The following is a 23048-nucleotide window of genomic DNA, read 5'->3' as shown; positions in this document are numbered from 1 at the left end:
CCATTGACCAGGCCCAGCAAAAGCTGGCTCAGCATCGCCGGCAATGAAACACCAAATATGTCCATGAGGGGCTCACACAGCAGTGGATCTAGCTAGATGTCGGTCCGGAAATTACTTCCAGAGCGCGCACTTGGACTCGGCCTTGGTGGTGAAGACTTCTTCGCCGGGCAATTGTTTGACGATCTTGTAGTAGTCCCAGGTACCCGTGGATTCTTTGGGCGACTTGACCTGCACGAGCAGCATGTCGTGCACGTAGCGACCATCAGCGCGCAGGTAGCCAGAAGCGAAGAAGTCGCTCATCTTCATACCGCGCCAGGCAGCCATGACTTTGTCTGCATCGGTGCTGCCGGCGGTTTGTACTGCCTTCAGGTAGTTCATCATGGCAGAGTAGTCCGCCGCTTGGATTTCGCTGGGGCGGCGCTTGGTCTTGGCCATGAAGCGATCAGCGAACTTGCGGGTTTCGTCATTCATGTCCCAATACCAACTGGTGACGAATTGCATACCCTCAGTGTTTTTCAACCCCAGGCTGTGGATATCGGTGTAGAAGACGAGCAAGGGGCTCACTTTCATCGACTTACCAATACCGAACTCCTTGGCGGCCTTGATGGAGTTGACGGTGTCGCCACCCGCATTGGCCAACGCCAGCACCTGGGCCTTGGAGTTCTGCGCCTGCAGCAGGAAGGAAGAGAAGTCGGAGGCGTTGAGCGGGTGCTTGACCGTGCCCACCACCGTGCCGCCTTTTTCCTTGACAACCTTCGAGGCATCGGCCTCCATCGCCTGTCCGAATGCGTAGTCTGCAGTGACGAAGAACCAGCTCTTCCCTCCGTTTTCCACGATAGCTCCGGCTGCGCCCTTGGAAAGCGCAACGGTGTCATAAGCATAGTGCACGGTATAAGGAGTACATTGCTCATTGGTCAGTGCCGAGGTGGCGGCACTATTGTTGATCATCACGCGCTTTTTCTCTTCAGCCACCTTAGCCAAAGCCAAGGCCGTGCCTGAGTTGGACCCACTGAAGATCATGGTGAGGTCCTGCGTATCAACCCACTCTCGGACCTTGCTCGCAGCGATGTCAGCCTTGTTCTGGTGGTCGGCCGAGAGCAACTCGATCGACTTGCCCAGTACCTTGCCACCGAAGTCGTCAATCGCCATCTGAATAGCCACTCCGCCATTCTTTCCTTCCAGATCCGCATATAGACCAGACATATCAGTGATATAGCCGACCTTTACCTTTTCCTGAGCGTGGGCTGCCGTCAATGCCATTCCCATGACGCCAAGCGCGCCAGCCAATGTCCTCATCGTCACCTTCATTGCAGTCTCCTTATGGTGTTTCAAAAAATTCAGACGCCGAGCAGGGTATTGAGCAAAGGCATCTTGGCCTCCAGCTCGGACGCGCCGAACTGCTCCACGATCTGGCCGTGCTCCATCACATACAGGCGGTCGGCCAACGGCGCCGCAAAGCGGAAGTTCTGCTCCACCATCACGATGGTGTAGCCCTTCTGGCGCAGGCTCACGATCATGCGCGCCAGCGCCTGCACGATCACCGGCGCCAAGCCTTCCGAGATCTCGTCGAGCAAGAGCAGCTTGGCGCCGGTGCGCAAAATGCGCGCCACCGCCAGCATCTGCTGCTCGCCGCCCGACAGGCGCGTGCCCTGGCTCTGGCGGCGCTCGGCCAGGTTGGGGAACATGGCGTAGATCTCGTCCACCGACATGCCGTCGGTGCCGGTCTTGAGCGCCGGTGGCAGCATCAGGTTCTCTTCGCACGAGAGGCTGGCGAAGATGCCGCGCTCTTCAGGGCAATAGCCCACGCCCAGGTGGGCGATGCGGTGCGTGGGCATCTGGATGGTTTCCACGCCGTTGATCTTGATCGAGCCCTTGCGCGCGCCGGTCAGCCCCATCACGGCACGCATGGTCGAGGTGCGCCCGGCGCCGTTGCGGCCCAGCAGGGTCACCACTTCGCCGGGCATCACGCGCATCTGCACGCCGTGCAGCACGTGCGATTCGCCATACCAGGCCTGCAGGTCGTTGATCTCGAGCGCGGGAGTCGTTGCGTTGTTCATGCTCAGTGGGCCCCTTGCAGTTGGCCGTCGGTCGTGCCCATATAGGCTTCCATCACCTGCGGGTTCTGCGACACCGTCTGGTAGTCGCCTTCCGCCAGGATGGCTCCGCGCTGCAGCACCGTGATGCGGTCGGCGATGGTGGAGATCACCTTCATGTTGTGCTCCACCATCAGGATGGTGCGGCCCGCCGACACCTTCTTGATGAGCTGGGTGACGCGGTCCACGTCCTCGTGGCCCATGCCCTGCGTGGGCTCGTCGAGCAGCATCAGCTCGGGCTCCATGCCCAGCGTGGTGGCGATCTCCAGCGCCCGCTTCTGGCCATAGGGCAGGTTGACGGTGACCTCGTCGGCCATGTGCGCGAGGCCCACCTCTTCGAGCAGCGCCCGGGCGCGCTCGTTGAGCTGGTTCAGCGACTGTTCGCTGCGCCAGAAATGGAAGGCCGTGCCCAGGCCACGCTGCAGACCCACGCGCACGTTCTCCAGCAGCGTGAGGTGCGGGAACACCGCCGAGATCTGGAACGAGCGGATCACCCCGCGCCGAGCGATCTGCGCGGGCTGCTCGTTGGTGATGTCGATGCCGTTGAAGCGGATGACGCCCTTGGTCGGCGTCAGGAACTTGGTCAGCAGGTTGAAGCAGGTGGTCTTGCCGGCGCCATTGGGGCCGATGAGCGCATGGATGGAGCCGCGCGCCACCGAGAGGTTGACGTTGCTCACCGCCGTGAACCCCCGGAACTCCTTGGTCAGGTCGGTGGTCTGAAGAATGACATCACTCATGATGGCCAATCTGGACGAGGCAGCACATCCGCCAGAATGGCGCTGTGCTACCCTGCCCTTGTCTCCTTGTGTGTTGTATGGGGCTGCGGATCATGGATACGGCAATAGCGGCTCTCAGCCTCCTGGCTGGTAAGACTGCGCAGCCTGCCAGCCCAGGTCGGCAAGCGGACCTGCTTTGCGTCCGGTCTCCACGGCATCGGCCGCCGCAGCGTTGCCCTCAGCGGCACGCTGCGCAATGCCATGCAAGATGGCCGCCATGCGGAACAGGTTGTAGGCGATATAGAAATCCCAATGCCCAGCCGCATCGCGGCCCGTGGCGTCGCCGTACCACTTCACATATTGCCCTTCCGAGGGAATGCCGAGCTTTGCGAGATCGAGCCCCCCAATACCGCGCCATAAGTCGTGCGGAATGCGCCAGCCCATGCACTGATAGGCCAGGTCGGCTAGTGGATGCCCCAGCGTAGACAGTTCCCAATCGAGCACCCCGATCACGCGCGCCTCGGTCGGATGGAAGATCAGGTTGTCGAGGCGGTAGTCACCGTGAACCAGCGTCGTTTCGTCGCCAGCAGGCAGGTGTTCCGGCAGCCAGTCCATCAGCTTATGCATGGACTCGCTCACCGACAGCGTCGACTCCTGGCACTGGCGCGTCCACCGGGCAATCTGGCGGCCGACGTAGTTGCCTTCCTTGCCATAGTCCCCGAGGCCCACCGCCTTGTAGTCCACTGCATGCAGCGCGGCGATCACGCGGTTCATCTCGCGATAGATCGCCAGACGCTCGGCGTTGTTCATACCCGGCAGGCCCTGATCCATGAACACGCGGCCCTGCAAGAACTCCATCACGTAGAACGGCGTACCGAGTAGGGTTGCATCCTCGCAATAATCGAGCATGCGGGGCACCGGCACGCCGGTATCTGCAAGCGCCTTCATTACACGGAATTCGCGGTCAATCGCATGGGCTGAGGCAAGCAGTGCTCCCGCTGGCTTCTTGCGCAGCACGTACTGTCGTCCCTTGCCAACATCGATGCGGAAGGTGGGATTGGATTGCCCGCCCGCAAGCACACTCACATCGATGGGATCGGCGTCCGCGAGGCCCTTTTTGAACAGATACGCGACCAGCGCATCCATGGGCAAGTTGGTAGCTGCATTCATAGTCCACTCACCAGGTGTGCGCCATCCACAGCAACGGTCGCACCCGACATCGCCGCCCCGGCATCGGAGGCAAGCAGCAGCAGAGGGCCATCGAGATCGGCAAGTTCGCTGAAGCGGCGGCTTGGAATGCGCATGCGCAGTTTTTCGCCCGGCTCGCTGGTCAGAAAGTCACGATTCAAATCAGTGATCACGTAACCGGGCAGCAGCGCATTCACGCGGATGCCATAGCGCGCGAGTTCCAGCGCCATGGCCTTGGTGGCCTGAATCACGCCCGCCTTGGAGATCGCATAAGGCGCCACACCACCGCCCACACGCTCGCCAAGGATCGAGGCCACGTTCACAATCGCACCGCCCTTTTTGGCGGCCACCATGCGGCGAGCACCTTCGGTCGCGACCAGCCAGTTGCCCTTGAGGTTGGTATCCATCACCTGGTCAAAGTCGTCTTCGGTCTGCTCCAGCAGCGCGCGCGTGACGGTGATACCGGCATTGTTGATGACCACATCGGGTACGGCCCATTCGCCGACCGCATCGAAGCAGTCCTTCACGCTTGACGCACTGCTCACGTCGAGCGAGAACGCCCGCGCATCCCCGCCGTCCGCCGCGATGCCATCCACCACGGACTGCAGCTTGTCGGCGCGCCGTGCGGCCAGCGCCACCTTCGCGCCATGGGCCGCGAGCATCCTCGCGAAATGGGTACCGAGACCGCTCGATGCACCGGTCACCAGCACCAGCTTGCCCTGGAGGCTGAATTTGCTCATGACATCTCTCATGCCACATCCTCCGCCGCAGCTTTCTCCGCCATGTGCACCAGCTTGCGCGCCATGCTCCAGCGATGCACTTCGCTCGGGCCGTCATAGATGCGGAATGCGCGCATGTCACTGAAGATGCGCATCACCGGGGTCTCACCGGTCACGCCCTGGCCGCCGAGCATCTGCACGCTGCGATCTACTACGCGCCACTCGGCTTCGGAGCAGATCACCTTGGCACGGCTCGATTCATAATTGCACTTTTCGCCTTGGTCGAGCAGCCACGCCGTGTGCCAGATGTTCAAGCGCGCGGTGTGCAGATCCATGTCGTTGTCGGCCAGCATGAAACCCACGCCTTCGTGCTCGGCAAGCGGCTTACCGAACGCCTGGCGTCTGCGGGTGTACTCCAGCGCCGTTTCATGCGCACGGCGCGCCTGGCCCAGCCAGCGCATGCAGTGCGTGAGACGCGCGGGGGCAAGACGCACCTGCGCATAGCGAAAGCCCTGCCCGATCTCGCCCAACACATCGCTCACAGGCACGCGCAGATTGTTGAAGCGCAGCACGCCGTGTCCGCCCGTGAAGCAGGAATCCATAGCATCCATACTTCGCTCGAGCACGATTTCTGGACGATCCATGTCGCTGAGAAACATGGTGGCCGAGCCATCTTCCATACGCGCCATGATGATCACATAGTCCGCACCTTCGGCTCCGGTGATGAACCACTTCGTGCCATTGATCAGATAGTCCTCGCCATCCTTCACTGCAGTAGTGGCGAGCATCGATGGGTCAGCACCCGCACCCGGTGAAGGCTCGGTCATCGCAAAGCACGAGCGCGTCTCGCCCGCCACCTGCGGACGCAGCCAGCGCTCTTTCTGCGCCGACGTGGCGACCTCCTCCATCAGGTGGATATTGCCTTCGTCTGGCGCATGGATGTTGAGCGCTGTGGGGCCCAGCCACGAGTAGCCGGCTTCCTCGAAAACAACTGCCTTCGCAATGTGGCTCAGCCCCAATCCGCCCATTTCCACAGAAGCGTGCGGCGTGAGCAGCCCGGCCTCACGGGCACGGTCGACCAGTTCGCGGCGCAGCTCTTCGCTAGGGCCATGAGCAGACTGGCGCCTATCGTTCTCCAACGGAATCACCTGCTCGGCAATGAAGCGCCGCGTCCTGTCGCGCAGCTCCAGTAACTGTGGCGAAAGCGAAAAGTCCATGTGCTCCTCATTCCTGATTTTATCCAACGATATTGTTGGACAATATTGTTGCACGAAAATTCACCATACTGCAAGCACATTCAGACCCCGAGCACAGATGCGTATCATTCAGCCCATCGATATCGCCTGCACCATGCCTTCAAAAGAATCCAAACCATCTGACGACGTCGCCAGCGCATCCAGCGTGGTGTTCTACGGAATCATGAATGCCCTGGCAGAGAGGACGCTGGTGCCAGGCCAGCGGCTGGTGGAGGCTGACCTCACGGAGCAATACGGAGTGAGCCGAAATTCCGTGCGGGAAGCCCTGCAACACCTGGCAGCTCAGGGCGTTGTCGAGGTCCTGCGCAACAAGGGGGCCGCCATCCGCGCGCTGAGCCTCCAGGAAACCCTGGAAGTGCTGGATGTAGCCGAGCGCATGACCGGCCTGCTCGCCAAAAGCGCGGCCCACGGCATTGCCAGCGGGCGTTCACGGGAGCCCCTAGAGCGAGCACTGCAGGAACTCACGCGGGCCTATGACTCGCAAGATACTGATGCTTTTGCAGTTGCGCGGCGCAGCCTGTACCGTGCTCTGCTCACCACCAGCGGCAGCCGCGAACTGAAACGGCTTTTTCCCTCCATACAGATGCCCATCGTCTACGCTCAGCATCGGCCCTCTACGCTGCAGAAGGTACGCATGCATGACTACCAGGTCATGTGTGAAGCCGTGCTGCGCGGCGACGAGCCAGCTGCAGACAAGGCTGGCATGGTGCACGTGCAGAACGTGCGCACAGCCATCATCCGAAAGGTGTCCGGCAACCCAGAGTGAGGGATCTCGTCAAGATGCAAGGAACCCTGCAGACACCAACCTGCTGTGCGCCAGGCATCACTGCGGTGTGAAGCCAAAGCGGGGAAGGCTTTTACAAGAGCGGTACCCCGGTCATCGCCTGCACGTCCTCACGGCTGACGCCGTTCGCAAGCTCCACCAGTTGCAGACCATCCGCCACCACATCAAGAACGCACAGATCGGTGATGATCCTGGAGACCACGGAAAGCCCTGTCAAGGGTAGCGTGCACTCCGGGAGGATCTTCATGTCCCATCCTCCATCCTTGCGTCGTGCCACGTGCTCCATGAGGATGATCACCCGGCCGACACCCGCTACCAGATCCATCGCGCCGCCCATGCCCTTGACCATCTTGCCCGGGATCATCCAATTAGCCAAGTCGCCGCGCGCACTCACCTGAAGAGCACCCAGGATCGACAAGTTGATCTTGCCTCCCCGAACCATGGCAAAGCTATCGTGTGAACCAACGATACTGGTTCCCGGAATGGTCGTCACAGTCTCCTTGCCTGCATTGATGATGTCCGGGTCCACTTGCTCTTCGAAGGGATAGGGGCCGATCCCCAGCATTCCGTTCTCGCTCTGCAGCCAGACATCAATCGCTGGATCCACGAAGTTCGCAACACGCGTAGGCAGGCCAATCCCCAGATTGACATAGAAACCATCTTGGAGCTCTTGCGCCGCTCGTGCGGCCATTTGGTCATGCGTCCATGCCATGTCAGTTTCCTTCACTCTGCCGTACCGTACGGCGTTCAATCCGTTTTTCCGGGTTTGCATTCACAACGATGCGATGCACGTAGATGCCTGGCAGATGAATCTCGTCCGGATCAAGGCTGCCGGTCTCCATGATTTCCTCGACTTCCACCACCGTGCACTGCCCAGCCACCGCAACGGCAGGGTTGAAATTGCGCGCAGTCCGCCGAAATACCAGGTTGCCGGCCCGGTCTGCCTTCCATGCTTTCACAAGCGACAGTTCAGGCACGAGCGACTCCTCCAGGACATACGTCTTACCTCCAAATTCGCGCAGTTCCTTTCCATCAGCTACCACGGTGCCGACACCCGTGCGTGTGAAGAATGCGGGAATCCCTGCTCCACCCGCCCGTAACTTCTCGGCAAGCGTCCCCTGCGGAGTGAACTCCAGTTCGAGCTCTCCAGCAAGAAACTGCCGCTCAAACTCCTTGTTCTCGCCCACATAGCTCGCGATCATCTTGCGGATCTGGCGCGAGCGCAGCAACTTGCCCAGGCCGAAGTTATCGACTCCCGCGTTGTTAGAGATGGCCGTCAGATCCTTGACGCCAGACGCCAACAGGGCGTCGATCAGGGCTTCTGGAATGCCGCAAAGACCAAAGCCGCCGACGGCGATGAGCTGGCCATCTCTGGCCAGCCCGTCAAGCGCTGCTTCGGCGCTGGGATACACCTTGTTCATTTACCAATCCCCTGCAGAGCCCAAAACCGGGCGTGTGCCACATCGTCCTCGTTCATTTCGTAGAAGAGCGATGCGGTTTATAAATTGACCAACAATATTGTCGAACAATATAAATTAATGCAGATCATGGTTTACCCGAATCCGGAAGCGATATCACAGTGCGGCCGCTTACCTCGGCAGTTGCTCTCCATGCGGAGTTGTGACCTTGCCGACGTGTTCAATGACGTGGCGTGCTCAGGCTTCACCCACTGCTGCCGGACAGTTAGCAGTTCCGCTCTACGAACTCTTGTCGACCTCACCTCAACCCCTGTCGACAGGAGGTCACTTGGAAATCAAGAAAGCGGCGCTTGAAGAACTTCGTGGAATCGAATAGGCTGTCCTGCTCATCGCGAGGTAGCAATTCTTGGATGGCCGAATAGGCAGATGACTACTCCAGGCTGATCTGAGACGTTCGGCCTTCCCCGGCTAAGTTCCGCTGCGACCGATTCCAGACATCGGCTCGCGGTTCGGCCAGATGTCTACGGAGTCTTTCAAGACTCCTGCGGCCTGGCGATAAATGCAAGAATGGCGAACGCTCCCGCGTGGGCGCGCTTTCCGCCCGCAGGTTTGCCCCGTTTCTCCATTGCACTCACCTCTTGCCACGATGAAGCAGTCTCCCACCCCGGTCAGACGCCTCGATGCCTATAGCCTGCGGCTGTTCGTTGCCGTCGCCCATACCGGCTCGATCGCCAGAGCTGCCGAACAAGAGCACATCGCTTCCTCTGCGCTGAGCCGCCGGCTCGCCGACCTCGAGCATGCCTTCGGCACGCCTTTGCTGATCCGCTCTCCGCGCGGTGTCGCGTTGACCGATGCGGGGCGCATCGTTTTTGAGCGGGGCCTGCAGATAGACAACGAATTGCAGGGACTGGTGCGCGAAGTGCAGATGCATGGTGACGAGGTACGCGGCACGGTGCGCCTGTATGCCAACATGTCGGCGGTCGTGGGCTTTCTGCCAGAGCGACTGTCGCTGTTCAAGACCCACTACCCGCATGTGCGGATAGCACTGCATGAAGCCGATACGCGAGAAGTCATCAGGGCCTGTCTCGACGACCGTGCCGATGTGGGGGTAGGAGTGGCTGTCACGGCTTCCTCTGGCCTGGATTCCTGGTATTTCGCGACAGACCCACTGCAGGTGGTCATTCCCGGCGGCCACCCTCTGGAACGCACCGAATCCCCCGATTTTTCCCAGGTACTCGAGTTCCCTCTCATAGGCGTGCACCAGGGAGGGTCGCTGGACCGGATGCTCCATGAGCGGGCAGAGGCTGTGCAGATGAAATTCTCTCCCGAAGTGTCCCTGAGCAGTTTCGACGCCGTGTGCCGGATGGTGGAAGCAGGTCTGGGCATTGCTGTCATTCCCCAAAGTGCCGCGGCCGCCTATGCCGGCACGGCCCGCTTCACACTGCGCCCGCTGTCGGATCCGTGGGCCCACCGGGAACTGCGCCTGTATGCCTTGCGGCGCCAGCCCCAGCTTCGAGCGGTCCAGGCACTGTTGGATGCGCTTTCCGGGTAATCCCGGATGTCGATTTCTGCGCCCTCCCCTGTGCTGTCTTAGCGCTACCCGCTGGCGTAGCGGCGGCCCAAGATGGAGGCATGCAAGCCAAATCACGGTTACCCCTCCACTTCTCGCCCCACATTCTTTACCTCAGCCATTGCCCTGCAACGGTAAAGAAGGCGCTCGATGGCCAGCAGGTGAAGTTGGCGGATGCGCATCCCCTGCGCGATGACGTGTCCACAGATGAGATCACCCCCATCGCGATCCTCACGCATTTCGACGATGAACTGGGGCGCTACCCCTACTCGGGCTTCAAGACCGGTGGCGAATTTCCCATCGCCGTCGACGCGGTGCGCAACAGCGGTATCCAGGTGGTCGTTGCAGGAAAGCGCTACGGCAAAGGTTCCTCGCGGGAACACAGCCCGGCAGCAGAAAAGCTTGCCGGCGTTCGCCTGGTAATCGCAGAGAGTTTTGAGCGCATCTACCGCCAGAACGCCGACAACATCGGGCTGATCACCTCCACGGATTTCAGCCTGATTCCCCGGATTGAAGCGGGGGAGGACATTCCCTGGGACGAACTCACTCAGGGCCGGGACACCCTCGCAGCAGCCATCCTCCGCGAAGGTGGCCTGCTGCCATTCGGCCAGGCGCATCTTGGCCGAATCTCGGCATCGGGCATGGATCAAGTCAGCCAGCCACGGACTCTCTTCGAAAAAATCGTGGCCCGGCATGCGCTGGCCACAGAGGCAACGCCGCAAGATCCGGCTCCGGGCGATGGCGCATTCGTACGTGCCGACTGGCGTTTCATTCACGAGTACTACACCGGCATGGCGGCGCACATGCTGCACGCGACTTTCGGTCGGCCGCTTGAGCTCAATGAGCCCCACTCCATCATCGTCTTCGAGGACCATACCTCCTATGTAGAGGAAAGCCCGGCCCACGTCAGGGGCGGCCTGGTACCCAATGTGCACCGCATGGTGCGTGCCCAGCGCGACTTCGCCAGCGAGTACGGGCTGCGCAGCCACCGCACCCTGACTGAGCTCGAGGCCCGGGAGGACGATGGCAGCAACGTTGCGGGTATCTCGCACGCGATGATGGCCGAGCACTACGCGCTTCCCGGCCAATTGGTAGCGGGCACGGATTCCCACACGACCCACAGCGGCGCCCTGGGATGCGTTGCATTCGGCGTCGGAACCACCGACATGGCGAATGCCTTTGTCACGGGCGCCGTACGTCTGACGGTCCCGGAGAGCCTGCGCATCGTCCTCGATGGAGAGCTGGCTCCTGGCGTCACTGCCAAGGATGTCGTCCTGCACTTGCTGGCCCAGCCCTATATCCGCGCGGGTGGCGGCGTCGGAAAGGTCTTCGAGTTCACGGGAACGGCCATTGCGCGGATGAGCACCGACGAGCGCGCGACCTTCACCAACATGACAGCAGAACTCGGGGGCTTCACCGGGATCGTGGCGCCGGATGCAGAAACGGTCCGTTTTCTCCAGGAGCGACGTGGGGTGCGTTTTGCGATCGAGGAATGGATGCACAGCGACCCGGATGCCCAATATGCGCAGACCATCCGGATCGACTGTTCAGCGGTGCCGCCCATGGTTGCAGCCCCCGGGGATCCGGGCAATGGCCTACCGCTTTCGACGATCGGGCAGAAGGTACGGATCGACATCGCCTACGGAGGCTCCTGCACCGCTGGCAAACGGGAAGATTTTGAGCACTACCACGAGGTACTGCAATGGGCCGCTGACCGTGGCCTGCGCGTCGCGCCAAGTGTCGAACTGTTCCTGCAGTTTGGCACGACAGCGGTTCGAGACCATTGTGTGGCAGCGGGCTACCTCGATGCATTCGAGCGCGTGGGAGTACGGATTCTCCAGCCTTCCTGCGGTGCGTGCGGGAACTGTGGTCCGGGTGGCTCCGTGAGGCCTGACCAGGTCACCGTGAGCGCCATCAATCGCAACTTTCCTGGACGGGGTGGCCCCGGTAGCGTATGGCTCGCCAGCCCTCCCACGGTAGCCGCCAGCGCCATCGCGGGGGAGCTCATGTCCTTCGAGGACTTGAAGCGGCAGTTTTCCAGCTGAATATCAAAAAGGAGATAACGATGAAACCCATGCTGAGCAAACGCAGACTGGTTCCGCTACTGGTCGCGGCCCTGGCCTTCCCTTCATTGCATGTGAACGCCCAGCCTGCCATGTCGGACAAGCCCATACGCGTGGTGGTTCCACTGGCGGCGGGCTCTACCGTTGACGCCGTAGCCCGCGCTTTGGGGCCGGGCTTCGGCCGGGCGACAGGGCACCCCATCGTGGTCGAGAACATTGCAGGAGCCGGCGGCATTCCTGGCACCACACAGGTGGTCAAGGCGCCCAAGGACGGACTCACCCTTGGGATGATTTCATCGAACCATGTCATCAACCCAGGCATCTACAAGACAATCCCCTACGACAGCCTGAAGGACATCACGCCCATTGCTGTGCTCGCAACCGTGCCTTTGGTACTGGTCGTCAATGCGAAACTGCCGGTGAAAAGCGTCCAGGAGCTGCAGGCCTATGCCAAGTCCCACCCCGGAGCCTTGAACTACGGCTCTGCAGGCAATGGCAGCACGCTGCATCTGGCGAGCGAGCTGATGATTTCCGAGACTGGCATCGACATGAAGCACGTACCCTACCGCGGAACCGGCCCGCTCATCACGGATCTGGTCGGTGGCCAGGTTCAGCTGGGCTTCGTTTCGGTATCTCAGGTAGTGCCGCAGGTAAAGGCGGGCACGCTCCGTGCACTCGCCGTGTCCACTACATCCCGGTCAGCGGCGCTTCCAGACGTTCCGACGATGGCCGAGGCCGGTGTTCCTGCCTACAGCTTCGATGCCTGGATCGCGTTGCTCGGTCCGCCGGGACTCGGTAAACCTATTGTCGACAGCTATGCAGCGGCCATCAAATCAGCAATGGCGTCGCCAGAAGCCCAGGCAGCGATCGCCGGACAAGGCTTGATGCTCGTCGACAAAGGGCCGAATGAAGCGCCAAGCTTCTTTCAATCCGAACTGGTCAAGCACCAGAAGCTGGTGAAGCAGTCCGGCGCAACGCTGGACTGATCAGCCATGCAAATCAAGACCGCGGATCTGTGTGATCGATTCGGAGAAGCCGTTCAGCTGTGCTCAACCAGCTGGCGATCCTATGGCGGCCGGCATGCCGCTTCCGGCCACATCCAGACGCTGCGGACCTATGAGGACGCAGCCCTCCTTCGACAAACCCTTGCCGGCCCCGGCGAGGGACGCGTGCTGGTTGTCGATGCTGGAGCATCGTTGCAAGTTGCTGTGCTGGGTGATCGCATGGCGCGCATCGGGCTGGACAATGGCTGGGCTGGCGTGCTCATCCATGGCGCCGTGCGCGATATCGAGCTCCTCCGTGATCTCGACTTTGCGGTCTTCGCCTTGGGCCGGAACCCGCGGCGCGGCAGCAGCACTGGCGTCGGAGACATCGGGGTGGCGCTGAGCATCGATGGCATCCTCATCCGTCCGGGGGACTTCATTGCCATGGATCTGGACGGGGTTGCAGTCATGGATGGAATACCAATCGCTCCTGGCTGAGCTCCACCGCTCAGCTCTGGCGAATGCATGACAGCAGAAGCCAGGAGCAAATGCTCATCTACGCAGGTCACGGCAATCTACTCCTAGCCCCCTCCGCCGCGAGCATTTCCTAGCAGACGATCTGCATCACCGATGTCTTTTGAAAGCCATGGATACCGTCAGGTTTTGGAAAAAACCGTCGCCTCCTCGATCGCCTTCACATCGCTCGGACGCGCGAACGGCTCGGGAGCCGGCTCACCCGGGGTACGGGTACGTCCAATCGCCTCAAAGAAATCCTCCAGGCCACCAGGCATGAAGAACCATACCCACTTCAGGTCTGTCGTGCCGTCGTTGGTGAAGGTATGCGTCTGGTTGTGCCCCAGGTAGAGCGTGGTATTCGGAGCCATGCGTTCGGGCTTGCCATCCACGATGGCGGCGCCCTGCCCTTCGATCACATAGAGCACCTCTTCGGCGCGGTCATGGGAGTGCAAGCGCACCGTACCTCCAGGAGGCAGGGTCTGGGTTCCCATCGAGAACGGATGGAAAGAGCGGATGTTGCGGGGCGACAGGATGACCTCGGCATGCCCATTGGCGGGCTGAGGCTGCCACCACGACGCAGAGGCATCCTGCGGGATGACCTGCGAGTCACCATGCGGGTCGTCGAATGTGAGAGAAGTGGGTTGCGTCATGGTCTGCTCCAGGCTGTCAAGGGATAAGGGTTGGATTGGCGGGATTCAGCGGCGTGAGCCTATGTACCCGGTGCGCTTGAATATGAACTCGCACTTCAGCGAGCGATGCGCTATCTGGCTTTTCCGTCAGCACCGCAATCTCATTGGGGTCGGGAAAGTCGGTGGTCCAGACCGCGTTCGCATCCGTCTCAGCCTGTGCGAGGATCAGCGCCGCCTTCCCGACCATGCCTCTGGCACGGTGCAAGTAGGTGGTCTTGGCCGCCAACGGCTCGACCACATTGCTGGAGTGCTGCGGATTCAGCACGCTCAGATACTGGCGATGGATCAGTGGCGCTGCCGGCGGGAGAAACTCCTGGATCCAGCCTGGCACCCGAGAGAGTTGCTTGCGCAGTGCCGCCCGCTCATCAAGGCTGTCGTACTCCCACAGGTGCACGAACCTCACATAGCCCGCCTCCGAGGTGTCGGCATCGCCCAGGATCTGCGCCTCCCAAGCCCCCAGCAAACGACCGTATCCGTCGCCGCGCACGCGCCGCGCCACATCGACAAACAGCCGCCGGTATTCTGGCCAATTCCCCTCACGCAGGAGGTACTCTCGAAGTTCGTGGATCACTGGTACCTCCTTGGCACTACCAGGCGGTGTAGCCACCGTCCACGGTGAACATCGCACCGGTGGCGAAAGAGGACTCTTCGGAGGCCAGGAAGAGAATCATCTGCGCGATCTCCGCAGGCTGTCCCGGGCGGCCGATCGGTGCGCGCGAATCATTCCATTTCTTGAACGCCTCGGGATCCGGATGCTCGGCAATCATCTTGTCGAAGTAGCTGGAGGCCACCACGCCCGGGGCCACGCTGTTGACCCGGATGCCCTGTTCGATGTGGTCCAAGGCCATTGCCCGGGTCAGCGCCGCGACACCACCCTTGGCCGCGACGTAGGCTGCCCGGTCCTTGATACCTACCACGGAAATGGTGGAGGCCAGATTCACGATTGCGGCCTTGCCCCGCTTAGCCAGGTGGGGAATTGCATATTTCGAGCACAGGAAGACCCCCTTGAGGTCCACGCCCATCAGATCGTCCCAGGCCTGTTCATCGGTGGTTACCACAGACCCCAGGCAGCCATAGCCTGCGTTGTTCACGAGGATGTCGAGGGCGCCGAAGCGCTCCACCGCAGCATTCACCATGGCCTGGACATCTGCGGACTTCGAGACATCGGCGGCCACAGCCAACGCACTATCGCCCAGGCGCTGCGCAACGGCCTGCGCCTTCTCGAAATCCCGGTCGGCTACGACGACCTGGGCGCCTTCCTTTACAAAAAGTTCAGCGGTTGCCGCGCCGATGCCGGCTGCCGCGCCGGTGATGATTGCAACTTTGTGAGCCAGTCTCATGATGATGTGATGGGTTTAGATAGAGGAAGGGATCTGGAGGTACTTGCGCAACTCGGCTTCGATGCTGAGCGCGGCAAGCCAAGACGTTTTGACGTTGTCGGGAAGCGGGTTGTTTTCCAGGCGCATGAAGAAGCGGCCGAACGCTCCGCGCGCCTCGACCTCGTGCACATTGCAATCCACGGTGGGATCGGCGATCAGGCGGACCGAGGTTGCATCGAAGCCCACGCCGGCCAATGCAACCGCTGCGGTGACGTTGGCATTCTTCGGAAAGCTCTGCGCCGCCCCACGCGCCGTCCCCTCGAAAATGACCGCGGCCTGCTGCAGCGACACGAGATCTACGACATCCTCCGCGGGAGTGTCCTTCCATGCCAACGGTGGCTTGCGCCCGGTGTAGACGACCGAATCCAGGCCGGCGCTACGGGCAGCGTCCAGCGCATCCAAGCCCCCAATCGCACCGGACACGGTAACTAGCCGGGCACTTCCGTCATGCGCCGCCTGGGCCAGGTCAGCACGCAGGCGATCGTCCGACAGGGCGCCCACCGAGACCAGGATGACATCCACCCCTTGCCGCAGCAGCACAGGCACCACGCTGGAGACCACCCCATGCCCAGCACACTCGACCACCAAGTCGGGCCGCCAGGCACACAGGCTCTCCAGCGATGTAATGCGCTCCACACCGTCCATGTCAGGCGATGAACCCGGACGATCAAAACCCGCGTAAATGCCGTTCGGCAGCAGCTCCTTCTGGAGCCCGCTCAGCACGCGCTTGCCAATGGCCCCCAGGCCCAGCACCGCAATGCGACGGCCATGTGTTGTGATGGTCATGTGTTAGCTTCGAGAAACGATGTAATCAGCTTGGCATAGTCCGAGACCTCTGTGGTCGGCGTGAAATGCCCCCCGGCGATCTGGGCCAGTCGCGCATGCGGAATGCGCGCGGCCAGATCTTGCGAGTGGTGGAAGGGAACGATGTTGTCGTCGGGCGCGCCGACCACGAGCACCGAAGCCTGGATGCGGCTCAGTTCTTCGCTGCGTTCATGCGCCAGCAGCATGTCGATGCGCTCCAGGGTGAGCGCCACATTCATCGACGGCACCTGGGCCGCGCCACCCTCTTGCGCCCGAGCAGCGAGGTGGCGCTCGAACCATTGCGAGGGGTAGGCCAGCAGTTCGCCGAGCGCGGCGTAGGCAGCAACGCCGGATGTCCGCAGCACCTCCTGGCGCAGCCGGAACAGCGCATGGAAGCGCTGATCGGGCTTGGCCCAGGTGCTACTCAGCACGAGCTTATGGACGCGATCAGGCGCATCCAGCGCCAGCGCCTGGGCAACCAGGCCACCGGTCGAATGGCCGACTATGTGCGCACGCTCGATGCCCAGTTGATCCAGCAGTGCCACCACCTGCCTGGCAATGGCATCAATGGATTGCGGCCCCTCTGCCGGGGAGCCGCCCATCCCCGGGTGGTCGATGGCAAGCGTCCGAAAGTTGCCTGTCCATTGCAGTTGGGCCGGCCGCCAGAACCTGCCCAGGCCACCCAGTCCTGGGACAAGCACCACGGCCGGACCGTCGCCGCAGTCGGCGACGCAAAGCGTTGACTTCTTGAAATCTGACATGGAATAAACTGTAATCGATTACAAATTATTCCGCAAGGGAGCAACGCAGGAGATGTCGATTTTTTTAAGGCGCGGGGCCGCTGGAAGCGCGGATGACCAGATTGGCGGGGATCTGCCGGCTGGGGCTGGTTTGCCCTTCCAGGGCACGCAGCAGGATGGTGGCGGCCTCCGCCCCCATTTCCGCGCTGTTGACCGAGATGGTGGTCAACGCGGGATCGACCAACGCGGCGAACTCCTGGTCGTCGAATCCGACGATGGACATGCGACCAGGGACGTCAATGCCGAGTTTCTTGGCTTCGCAGAGCGCTGCCAGGCCGTAGTAGTCGCTGTTGCAGACCACTGCCGTCACCTCCGGGTAGGCGTCGACCAGGGTACGCATGGTCCGCGTGGCATGGTCGAGGGAATAGCCCTTGGGGTCTTCGAAGATCAGGGGCTCATCATCAATTCCCGCAGCCCGGAGTGCTTCCACATAGGCCCTGCGGCGAGCCTGCTGGCGGTCATTGCCCACCGCCGGGCCGGACAGCATGGCGAAATGCCGGTGCCCCAGGCCCAGCAGATGCTTCATCATCTGGGTGGTTGCCGCATAGTTGTCGGATCCGACCGAGGGAAAGGGCGCATCCGCCAAGTGGGAGTAGGTGGAGACCACCGGAATGCGGCTCTCCAGCAGATGCGCCAGCAGCCGGTGATCATCGATTCGACCTACCATCATCAGCCCTTCGACGCCGCGGTCCAGCAGTTGCTTCACCGGCTCGAAGATGCGGGAATTGTCAAAGCCCACCGTGATCAAGGCAGACAGATAGCCAGCCTGGCTCATCCGGGCCTGGAAGCTCGACAGCATGCCCGAATAGAGGCCATGGTCCGTTGTCGGAAAGATCGCCCCCACCATGAAGGTGCGCTGCAAGCGCAAAGCCTTGGCGGCCGGGTTGGGCCGGTAGCCCAGCCGAGCTGCCACTTCCAGCACATGTTTGCGCGCTTCTTCGCTGACCGTTTCGGGCAGATTGAAGGCACGCGAGACCGTGGCCACCGACACACCGGCGGCTTTCGCCACATCTTTCACTCGGGCAGCCTTGGGCTGTTCCATCTCGATCCGTGTTGCTGTCATAGATGAACTGTATACGGGCGTACGTTGCTGAATGCGCATCTCGCCTCATTTGATGCATTTTTGCCTCTTACGACGCAACGCATAGCGGAATCGCACTACTCAGCCTGGCATGCCATCTGCGTATCAAGGGTTTGCACGGGTGCTTCTACCTGCGGCTCGCTGCACAATGTAATCGTTTACTTAAATTTCTGGCAGATCATTTTTTTGCCAAGATATGTAATCGATTACTTTTCAAGAATTCCTCATCCACCTCAACCGTTCTAGGATGCTTTCCATGCTCTCCTTCAAGGCCATTCTTTCCGCAGCAGCCGTCACCACGGCCGCCCTGGTTACGTCCTCCGTGCAGGCGGCCGACCCCTACCCGGCCAAGCCGATTGAATTGGTGGTCGCGTTCCAGGCCGGTGGCGGCACCGATTCGATGGCCCGGGCATTCGCGGAGGCCGCGCGCCACCATCTGTCTCAGCCCATCATCGTGACGAACAAGCCGGGCGCGAGCGGCTCCATCGGACTGTCCTATGTTGCGAATTCGCCGCCGGACGGCTACCGCGCCGCCATGGTGTTTGCGGAGCTGTTGGCGATTCCGCTGATGAACATCAGCAAGGTGAGCTACGAGGATTTCCAGCCCATTGCCCGATTTACCTCGGACCCCTCCTCCATCACGGTCCGCGCCGACTCGCCCTGGAAAACGGTTGAGGAATTCCTGGCGTACGCTAAAGCCAATCCCGGCAAGGTCACGGTGTCCAATGCGGGCAACGGCTCGATTCCCCAACTGGCGGCGGCCTCGCTCGGCGACAAGATGGGCGTCACGTTCAGCCATGTCCCGTACCAAGGCTCCGCGCCGGCCATTCTGGGGCTGGTTGGCGGACAGGTCGATGCCACCTTCGTCGCGTATGGCGAGCTGAAGGCCCACGTGGAAAGCGGCAAGCTGCGCACCCTCGCCGTAATGGGCGACAAGCGCCTTCCCGGTCTAGACAATGTGCCGACCTTGAAGGAAAAGGGCATCGACCTGACCTCGTACGTATGGCGCGGCATTGCGGTCGCCAAGGGCACGCCGCCGGAGATCGTCAACAAGCTGCGGGAAGCCGCGGTCAAGGTCGCGGCTGAGCCTGCGTTCAAAGACACGCTCGCGAAGCAGAACCTCACCTTCTCCTATGCCGACTCCCAAGAATTCCGCAACCAGATGGCGGCACAGAGCGCTGTCTACCAGAAGCTAATTCCCACGTTGAAGCTTAATTGAGCTTCTGCTCCGCAGCCGGGACAGAGAGAAATCCAGCCGCTTCCCGGGCTGTCTATTTCCCTAATGTCCACCAGGCCAGCTAGCGAACATTACCTATACGAGCTAGCTGGCCAATGCGATCGGCTCTAAAACCCGGCCTACTGCTTCAGGCTGTTCTGAGACGTTCGGATAAGTCTTCTCAATGTCCGTCGGGCGCATTTCCCGACATTGATTCAAAAGTGTCCCATCAAACCAGGTCGACTCAGGGCACGTCAGCGGCTACTACGCTTGGAAGGTCCAGCCGCACAGTCCGAGGGGCAAGGACGATTAGCCTCTGACGAGCCTTCTCAAGCAGGCCTGGCTGAAGAATTGTGGCGTGTATGGCTACCCGGGAGGCAAAGGTAACAATGCGGCCACAGACGTATCCGGCACTGCGGTGCAAGCGACATTCATCACCATGGCAAGAAAGGTGTAGTACCCGGTAATGCCGATGAGATCGACTACGCCCTGCTCTCCAAAGCACTGCACCGCTTGCTGCCAAAGATCGTCCGAAACGGCCTGCTTGCGTTGAAGTTGCATGCAAAACTCGTAGAGCAACGACTCGTCATCACGCATGTCCGCTGGCCACACTCCTTGAGCGATCGCTTCAATGATGTCTCGCGAAACGCCCTCGCGCAAGGCAATCGGAACATGGATGGCCCACTCCACCTGCTGAGTCCATTGCCGAGCCACCAGCAGGATTGCAAGTTCGGAAAGCCGCTGCCCGATGGTGCTACGGTAGCGCAGGTACTCCCCCATGCGCTGGGCATGGTCCATCAGCTCAGGACTGCGCAACAGCGGCACAAAAGGCGATATCAGCGCACCTCTGGGACCGTGAATCACCTCTTGCGCAGACCGCCGCTGCTCGCCCGTCCACTGATCCTCCGGTATTGGTGGCAGGCGATCAAGCGTCATCGGGAGCCCTCTCGGTCCAGCATGTGTGCTCTCTGCCTATTGGAGTTGCTTATCATGCCAGTACCTCATCGACCACTGGGTTACGCAAGACGCCAATGCCTTCGATCTCCACCTCACAGATGTCACCATCTTTGAGCCAGACCTGGGGATTACGTGCCAGCCCCACTCCGGAAGGGGTTCCGGTAATGATGATGTCGCCCGGCTGCAATTCCATTCCCTCCGAACAGGCCGCAACCAGGGTGGCCACATCGAAAATCATGTCGGTCGTATTAGCGTTCTGCAGAACTTCGCCGTTCAACCGGCAGGTCACTTGCAAGCCTTTGGCTCCTGCAGGAAGCTCATCCGCCGTGACAAATTCGGGGCCAAAGCCGCCACTGCGGTCGAAATTCTTCCCCCATAGCCACTGGCCCGAGCGGAACTGATAGTCGCGGATGGAGCCTTCATTGAAGATGGAATAGCCTGCCACGTAGTCCAAAGCATCCTCTTTGCGGATATAGCGGCCTGCTTTTCCGATGACCGCTACGAGCTCTGCCTCGTAGTCGAACTGCGTGGACACCCGGGGCCGTACCAAGGGCACATCGTGCGCGACCCAGGATGAGGGAAAGCGCTGAAACAGGACCGGATGCTTGGGGGGATCGAAGTTGCTTTCCGACGCGTGATCCACGTAGTTGAGACCAATGGCAAACGCCTTCGATGGGTTTTGCAGCGGGGGAAGCAGCGTCAGATCTGCCAATGCCAGATGCTCTTTAGAGCGGCTCGCCGCGTCCTGAACTTGGTTGAGCCCATCGGGGCGCTTGAGCAGTTCCTCCAATGTTCCAGGCAGTCCCGCGGCAGTGAGATTGACAACTTGCGAACCGGTTCGCAGGCCCAGGGCAGGCTGCCCGTTGCTGTCGACAAAGGCGATAATTCTCATGGTCTTGCTTTCAGGCCGGTATTACGCCGGCTGCTCCAGGTTGGTAATGAAGTCAGAGGGCAACAAAGGCCCCCACACATACAGCGAGTCTTCCGGCGGATGGTCCGCCGCTGGCCACTCGTAGCCAGCCGGCACGAAATCGATGTCGTAGGAATATTCGGCATAGCTGCCCCACGGATCGCGCACGTAGTAGAAGTAGTTCGATCCGAGCACGTGCCGCCCCACCCCCCATCCCTGGGTGTAGCCAGCCTTGCGCATCTGTTCGGAGCCACACCCGACCTCTTCAAGGCTGCCCACATCCCAACTGGAATGGTGCAAACCAGGTGCATGTGATTTGGCGAACGCGACCAGATGGTGGTCGCTGCCGTGGGCACCATGCATGAAGGCAATGATGTCGCCGGAATGGTCAGACAGCCGCAGTCCCAATATTGCTTGCGCAAACTGGACCATTCGCGGCACGTCGGGTGTAAAGAAGAGGACGTGCGACAAGTACCTGGGGCGAACCGGTTGCACACGGCTGCGCGCGGGCGCAGCACCCTGGCCGGGGGCGACTGATGGCATGGCATTCGGTCGGGTCTTGTGCGAAGGCGACACTTTGGGCGCACCCACGATTTGCAAGAGCGTCCCGTCCGGGTTGGTCAGCCAGAGACCCTCCGAATCACCCAGGGGATGCGGCTTCGCCTCAAGACCAGCCTGGCGAATGCGCTCGCACATACCACTCATCTGGTGCTTCGGCATGCCATAGCGCACGTACTCCAACCGCTTCGGCCTACCTGTCTCATACACACGTGCCCAGCAGTGCGAGTGGCCGAAGGTATAGAGATCTAGGTGGTGGCCGTCACGGCGTACCTCCAGGCCAAATGCGCGGTAGAAATGCTCGGCTTCGCGCAGATCGGGCACGCTGAATACCAGGCAATCGATCGAATGAACCGACGCCTCCGCTGCGGCGTTCATACCTGAAACCTGGATGGTCATGTTGTACTCCCTTTGACATTGCCGGGACCGGAGCGCAGGACCGCAGCGAAGCGCCGGCAGATCTCGTCATTAGCACTGCGCGCAGCCTCCGAGACTTCAAAAAATCCGAAGAATGGATGGAACATGTCATTGAATTGCAAGACCTGCGCTTCTACGCCGGCGGCCTGCAGCCGCTGCGCATAGGCCAACCCCTCATTGCAAAGCGGATCGCACCCCGCCACGGCGACAACAGTGTCCGGAAGCCCCCCCAGATCCGTACAGCGCATGGGCGAAGGAGGAAATTCCGCCGCTCGCCCTGCCGAAGCACCCAGATAAAGCCTGGCCACATCGCACAAATCATGCGGAGTCAGCATGGGGTATTCACGCCCATCGCGTTCCAGCAAGGCGGTATCGCGGGCGAAATCGACACCGGGAACAATGAGAAGCTGTCCCGCGAGCGAAAAGCCCAAATCGCGCACCTGAAGTGCGGACGAAGCCGCGAGATTGCCCCCCGCGCTCTCTCCAGCAACAGCCACGCATGCGGGATCACCGCCCAACACGGCAGCATTCTCAAGTGCCCACAGCGTGGCGGCCAGCGCATCGTCATGCGCCGCAGGAAAGGGATGCTCCGGCGCGAGCCGATAGTCCACGGATACGACGACCGCCTCGATATCGCGGCATAGCTTGCGCGCGATATCGTCCATCAGTTCGACACTCCCCAGGACGAATCCCCCACCATGGAAGAAGACAACTGTCGGCAGCGAACGCATGCGCGAATGCGGGCGATACACGCGTACTGGAACACGAACGTTTCCATATACCGCGATAGAGTCTTCCATCGACCGCACATCCGGCACACCGAATCGCGCACGTGCAGCAAGAATGGCGTCGCGCATACGTGTGCGGGCCTCCTGCGGAGTACCGCTGAATGGCGCAGGGGCGTCCCGCACCTGGAGGGCAGTGACAACTG

General features: G+C 61.1%; 24 protein-coding genes and 1 pseudogene. 6 read left to right on the top strand and 19 right to left on the bottom strand.

Annotation, left to right across the window (positions count from 1 at the left end; all coding sequences use genetic code 11):
- Positions 1–111: 111 nt before the first annotated feature.
- From ACYVKR_RS24445 to ACYVKR_RS24420, 6 genes are all read right to left on the bottom strand, one after another.
- Positions 112–1308, bottom strand: a complete 1197-nt coding sequence (locus ACYVKR_RS24445; protein WP_460483573.1) for an ABC transporter substrate-binding protein — start codon at positions 1306–1308, stop codon at positions 112–114.
- 29 nt (positions 1309–1337) lie between these two features.
- Positions 1338–2057: an ABC transporter ATP-binding protein gene (locus ACYVKR_RS24440; RefSeq protein WP_460480087.1), complete on the bottom strand. Its 720-nt coding sequence runs from the start codon at positions 2055–2057 to the stop codon at positions 1338–1340.
- Between the two features lie 2 nt (positions 2058–2059).
- Positions 2060–2830 (bottom strand): ABC transporter ATP-binding protein, encoded by a 771-nt coding sequence (locus ACYVKR_RS24435; RefSeq protein WP_460480088.1) that lies wholly within the window; start codon positions 2828–2830, stop codon positions 2060–2062.
- 114 nt (positions 2831–2944) lie between these two features.
- Positions 2945–3979, bottom strand: coding sequence for a phosphotransferase (locus ACYVKR_RS24430; RefSeq protein ID WP_460483572.1), 1035 nt, complete (start codon positions 3977–3979; stop codon positions 2945–2947).
- Complete coding sequence (locus ACYVKR_RS24425; RefSeq protein ID WP_460483571.1) at positions 3976–4737, bottom strand: SDR family NAD(P)-dependent oxidoreductase; 762 nt, start codon at positions 4735–4737, stop codon at positions 3976–3978. The genes ACYVKR_RS24430 and ACYVKR_RS24425 overlap by 4 nt, the downstream gene beginning before the upstream one ends.
- An 8-nt stretch (positions 4738–4745) precedes the next feature.
- A complete protein-coding gene (locus ACYVKR_RS24420; RefSeq protein ID WP_460483570.1) occupies positions 4746–5933 on the bottom strand; it encodes an acyl-CoA dehydrogenase family protein in 1188 nt (395 codons plus the stop codon).
- A gap of 97 nt (positions 5934–6030) precedes the next feature.
- Between ACYVKR_RS24420 and ACYVKR_RS24415 the strand changes: the two genes are divergently transcribed.
- Positions 6031–6738: a GntR family transcriptional regulator gene (locus tag ACYVKR_RS24415; RefSeq protein WP_460483569.1), complete on the top strand. Its 708-nt coding sequence runs from the start codon at positions 6031–6033 to the stop codon at positions 6736–6738.
- Positions 6739–6829: 91 nt separating this feature from the next.
- Here the strand turns inward: ACYVKR_RS24415 and ACYVKR_RS24410 are convergent, their stop codons facing one another.
- The 3 genes and pseudogenes from ACYVKR_RS24410 to ACYVKR_RS24400 form a co-directional block, all read right to left on the bottom strand.
- Complete coding sequence (locus ACYVKR_RS24410; protein ID WP_460483568.1) at positions 6830–7468, bottom strand: sugar phosphate isomerase family; 639 nt, start codon at positions 7466–7468, stop codon at positions 6830–6832.
- Position 7469: 1 nt separating this feature from the next.
- On the bottom strand, positions 7470–8177 hold the full coding sequence (locus ACYVKR_RS24405; protein ID WP_460483567.1) for a CoA transferase subunit A: 708 nt from the start codon (positions 8175–8177) through the stop codon (positions 7470–7472).
- 295 nt (positions 8178–8472) lie between these two features.
- A pseudogene (locus ACYVKR_RS24400) lies at positions 8473–8586 on the bottom strand (NAD-dependent dehydratase); the annotation flags it as partial.
- Between the two features lie 234 nt (positions 8587–8820).
- Between ACYVKR_RS24400 and ACYVKR_RS24395 the strand changes: the two are divergent.
- The 4 genes from ACYVKR_RS24395 (at position 8821) to rraA (ending at position 13288) form a co-directional block, all read left to right on the top strand.
- Positions 8821–9726 carry a LysR family transcriptional regulator gene (locus ACYVKR_RS24395; protein WP_460483566.1) on the top strand — a complete coding sequence of 302 codons (906 nt, stop codon included), beginning with the start codon at positions 8821–8823 and terminating at the stop codon, positions 9724–9726.
- 80 nt (positions 9727–9806) lie between these two features.
- Positions 9807–11789: an aconitase family protein gene (locus ACYVKR_RS24390; protein ID WP_460483565.1), complete on the top strand. Its 1983-nt coding sequence runs from the start codon at positions 9807–9809 to the stop codon at positions 11787–11789.
- Positions 11790–11899: 110 nt separating this feature from the next.
- Positions 11900–12793 (top strand): Bug family tripartite tricarboxylate transporter substrate binding protein, encoded by an 894-nt coding sequence (locus tag ACYVKR_RS24385; protein ID WP_460483585.1) that lies wholly within the window; start codon positions 11900–11902, stop codon positions 12791–12793.
- Positions 12794–12799: 6 nt separating this feature from the next.
- Entirely contained in the window at positions 12800–13288 is a 489-nt protein-coding gene (gene rraA, locus ACYVKR_RS24380) for an RraA family protein (protein WP_460483564.1), read from the top strand.
- Positions 13289–13446: 158 nt separating this feature from the next.
- Here rraA and ACYVKR_RS24375 read toward each other — a convergent pair whose 3' ends face one another.
- The 6 genes from ACYVKR_RS24375 to ACYVKR_RS24350 all read right to left on the bottom strand — a co-directional run bounded on the left by ACYVKR_RS24375 (position 13447) and on the right by ACYVKR_RS24350 (position 18020).
- Positions 13447–13956, bottom strand: coding sequence for a cupin domain-containing protein (locus ACYVKR_RS24375; protein WP_460483563.1), 510 nt, complete (start codon positions 13954–13956; stop codon positions 13447–13449).
- Between the two features lie 16 nt (positions 13957–13972).
- Complete coding sequence (locus tag ACYVKR_RS24370) at positions 13973–14566, bottom strand: NIPSNAP family protein (RefSeq protein WP_460483562.1); 594 nt, start codon at positions 14564–14566, stop codon at positions 13973–13975.
- 16 nt (positions 14567–14582) lie between these two features.
- Positions 14583–15335: an SDR family oxidoreductase gene (locus ACYVKR_RS24365; RefSeq protein ID WP_460483561.1), complete on the bottom strand. Its 753-nt coding sequence runs from the start codon at positions 15333–15335 to the stop codon at positions 14583–14585.
- Between the two features lie 15 nt (positions 15336–15350).
- Positions 15351–16160, bottom strand: coding sequence for an aspartate dehydrogenase (locus ACYVKR_RS24360; protein ID WP_460483560.1), 810 nt, complete (start codon positions 16158–16160; stop codon positions 15351–15353).
- Positions 16157–16939 carry an alpha/beta fold hydrolase gene (locus ACYVKR_RS24355; protein WP_460483559.1) on the bottom strand — a complete coding sequence of 261 codons (783 nt, stop codon included), beginning with the start codon at positions 16937–16939 and terminating at the stop codon, positions 16157–16159. The genes ACYVKR_RS24360 and ACYVKR_RS24355 overlap by 4 nt, the downstream gene beginning before the upstream one ends.
- A 64-nt stretch (positions 16940–17003) precedes the next feature.
- A complete protein-coding gene (locus ACYVKR_RS24350) occupies positions 17004–18020 on the bottom strand; it encodes a LacI family DNA-binding transcriptional regulator (protein ID WP_460483558.1) in 1017 nt (338 codons plus the stop codon).
- Between the two features lie 295 nt (positions 18021–18315).
- On the opposite strand from ACYVKR_RS24350, the gene ACYVKR_RS24345 reads away from it, so the two are divergent.
- Entirely contained in the window at positions 18316–19278 is a 963-nt protein-coding gene (locus ACYVKR_RS24345; RefSeq protein WP_460483557.1) for a tripartite tricarboxylate transporter substrate binding protein, read from the top strand.
- 363 nt (positions 19279–19641) lie between these two features.
- Here the strand turns inward: ACYVKR_RS24345 and ACYVKR_RS24340 are convergent, their stop codons facing one another.
- Genes ACYVKR_RS24340 through ACYVKR_RS24325 form a run of 4 tightly spaced genes read right to left on the bottom strand, consistent with a single transcriptional unit; the run spans position 19642 to position 22974 of the window.
- Entirely contained in the window at positions 19642–20211 is a 570-nt protein-coding gene (locus ACYVKR_RS24340) for a carboxymuconolactone decarboxylase family protein (protein WP_460483556.1), read from the bottom strand.
- 52 nt (positions 20212–20263) lie between these two features.
- Entirely contained in the window at positions 20264–21124 is an 861-nt protein-coding gene (locus ACYVKR_RS24335) for a fumarylacetoacetate hydrolase family protein (RefSeq protein WP_460483555.1), read from the bottom strand.
- 21 nt (positions 21125–21145) lie between these two features.
- Entirely contained in the window at positions 21146–22099 is a 954-nt protein-coding gene (locus ACYVKR_RS24330; protein ID WP_460483554.1) for a VOC family protein, read from the bottom strand.
- Positions 22096–22974 carry an alpha/beta hydrolase gene (locus ACYVKR_RS24325; protein ID WP_460483553.1) on the bottom strand — a complete coding sequence of 293 codons (879 nt, stop codon included), beginning with the start codon at positions 22972–22974 and terminating at the stop codon, positions 22096–22098. Before ACYVKR_RS24325 ends, ACYVKR_RS24330 begins: the two co-directional genes overlap by 4 nt.
- Positions 22975–23048 lie beyond the last annotated feature (74 nt).

The organism is Comamonas humi, from assembly GCF_054782535.1.
This window is presented reverse-complemented; position numbering and strand designations above follow the sequence as displayed.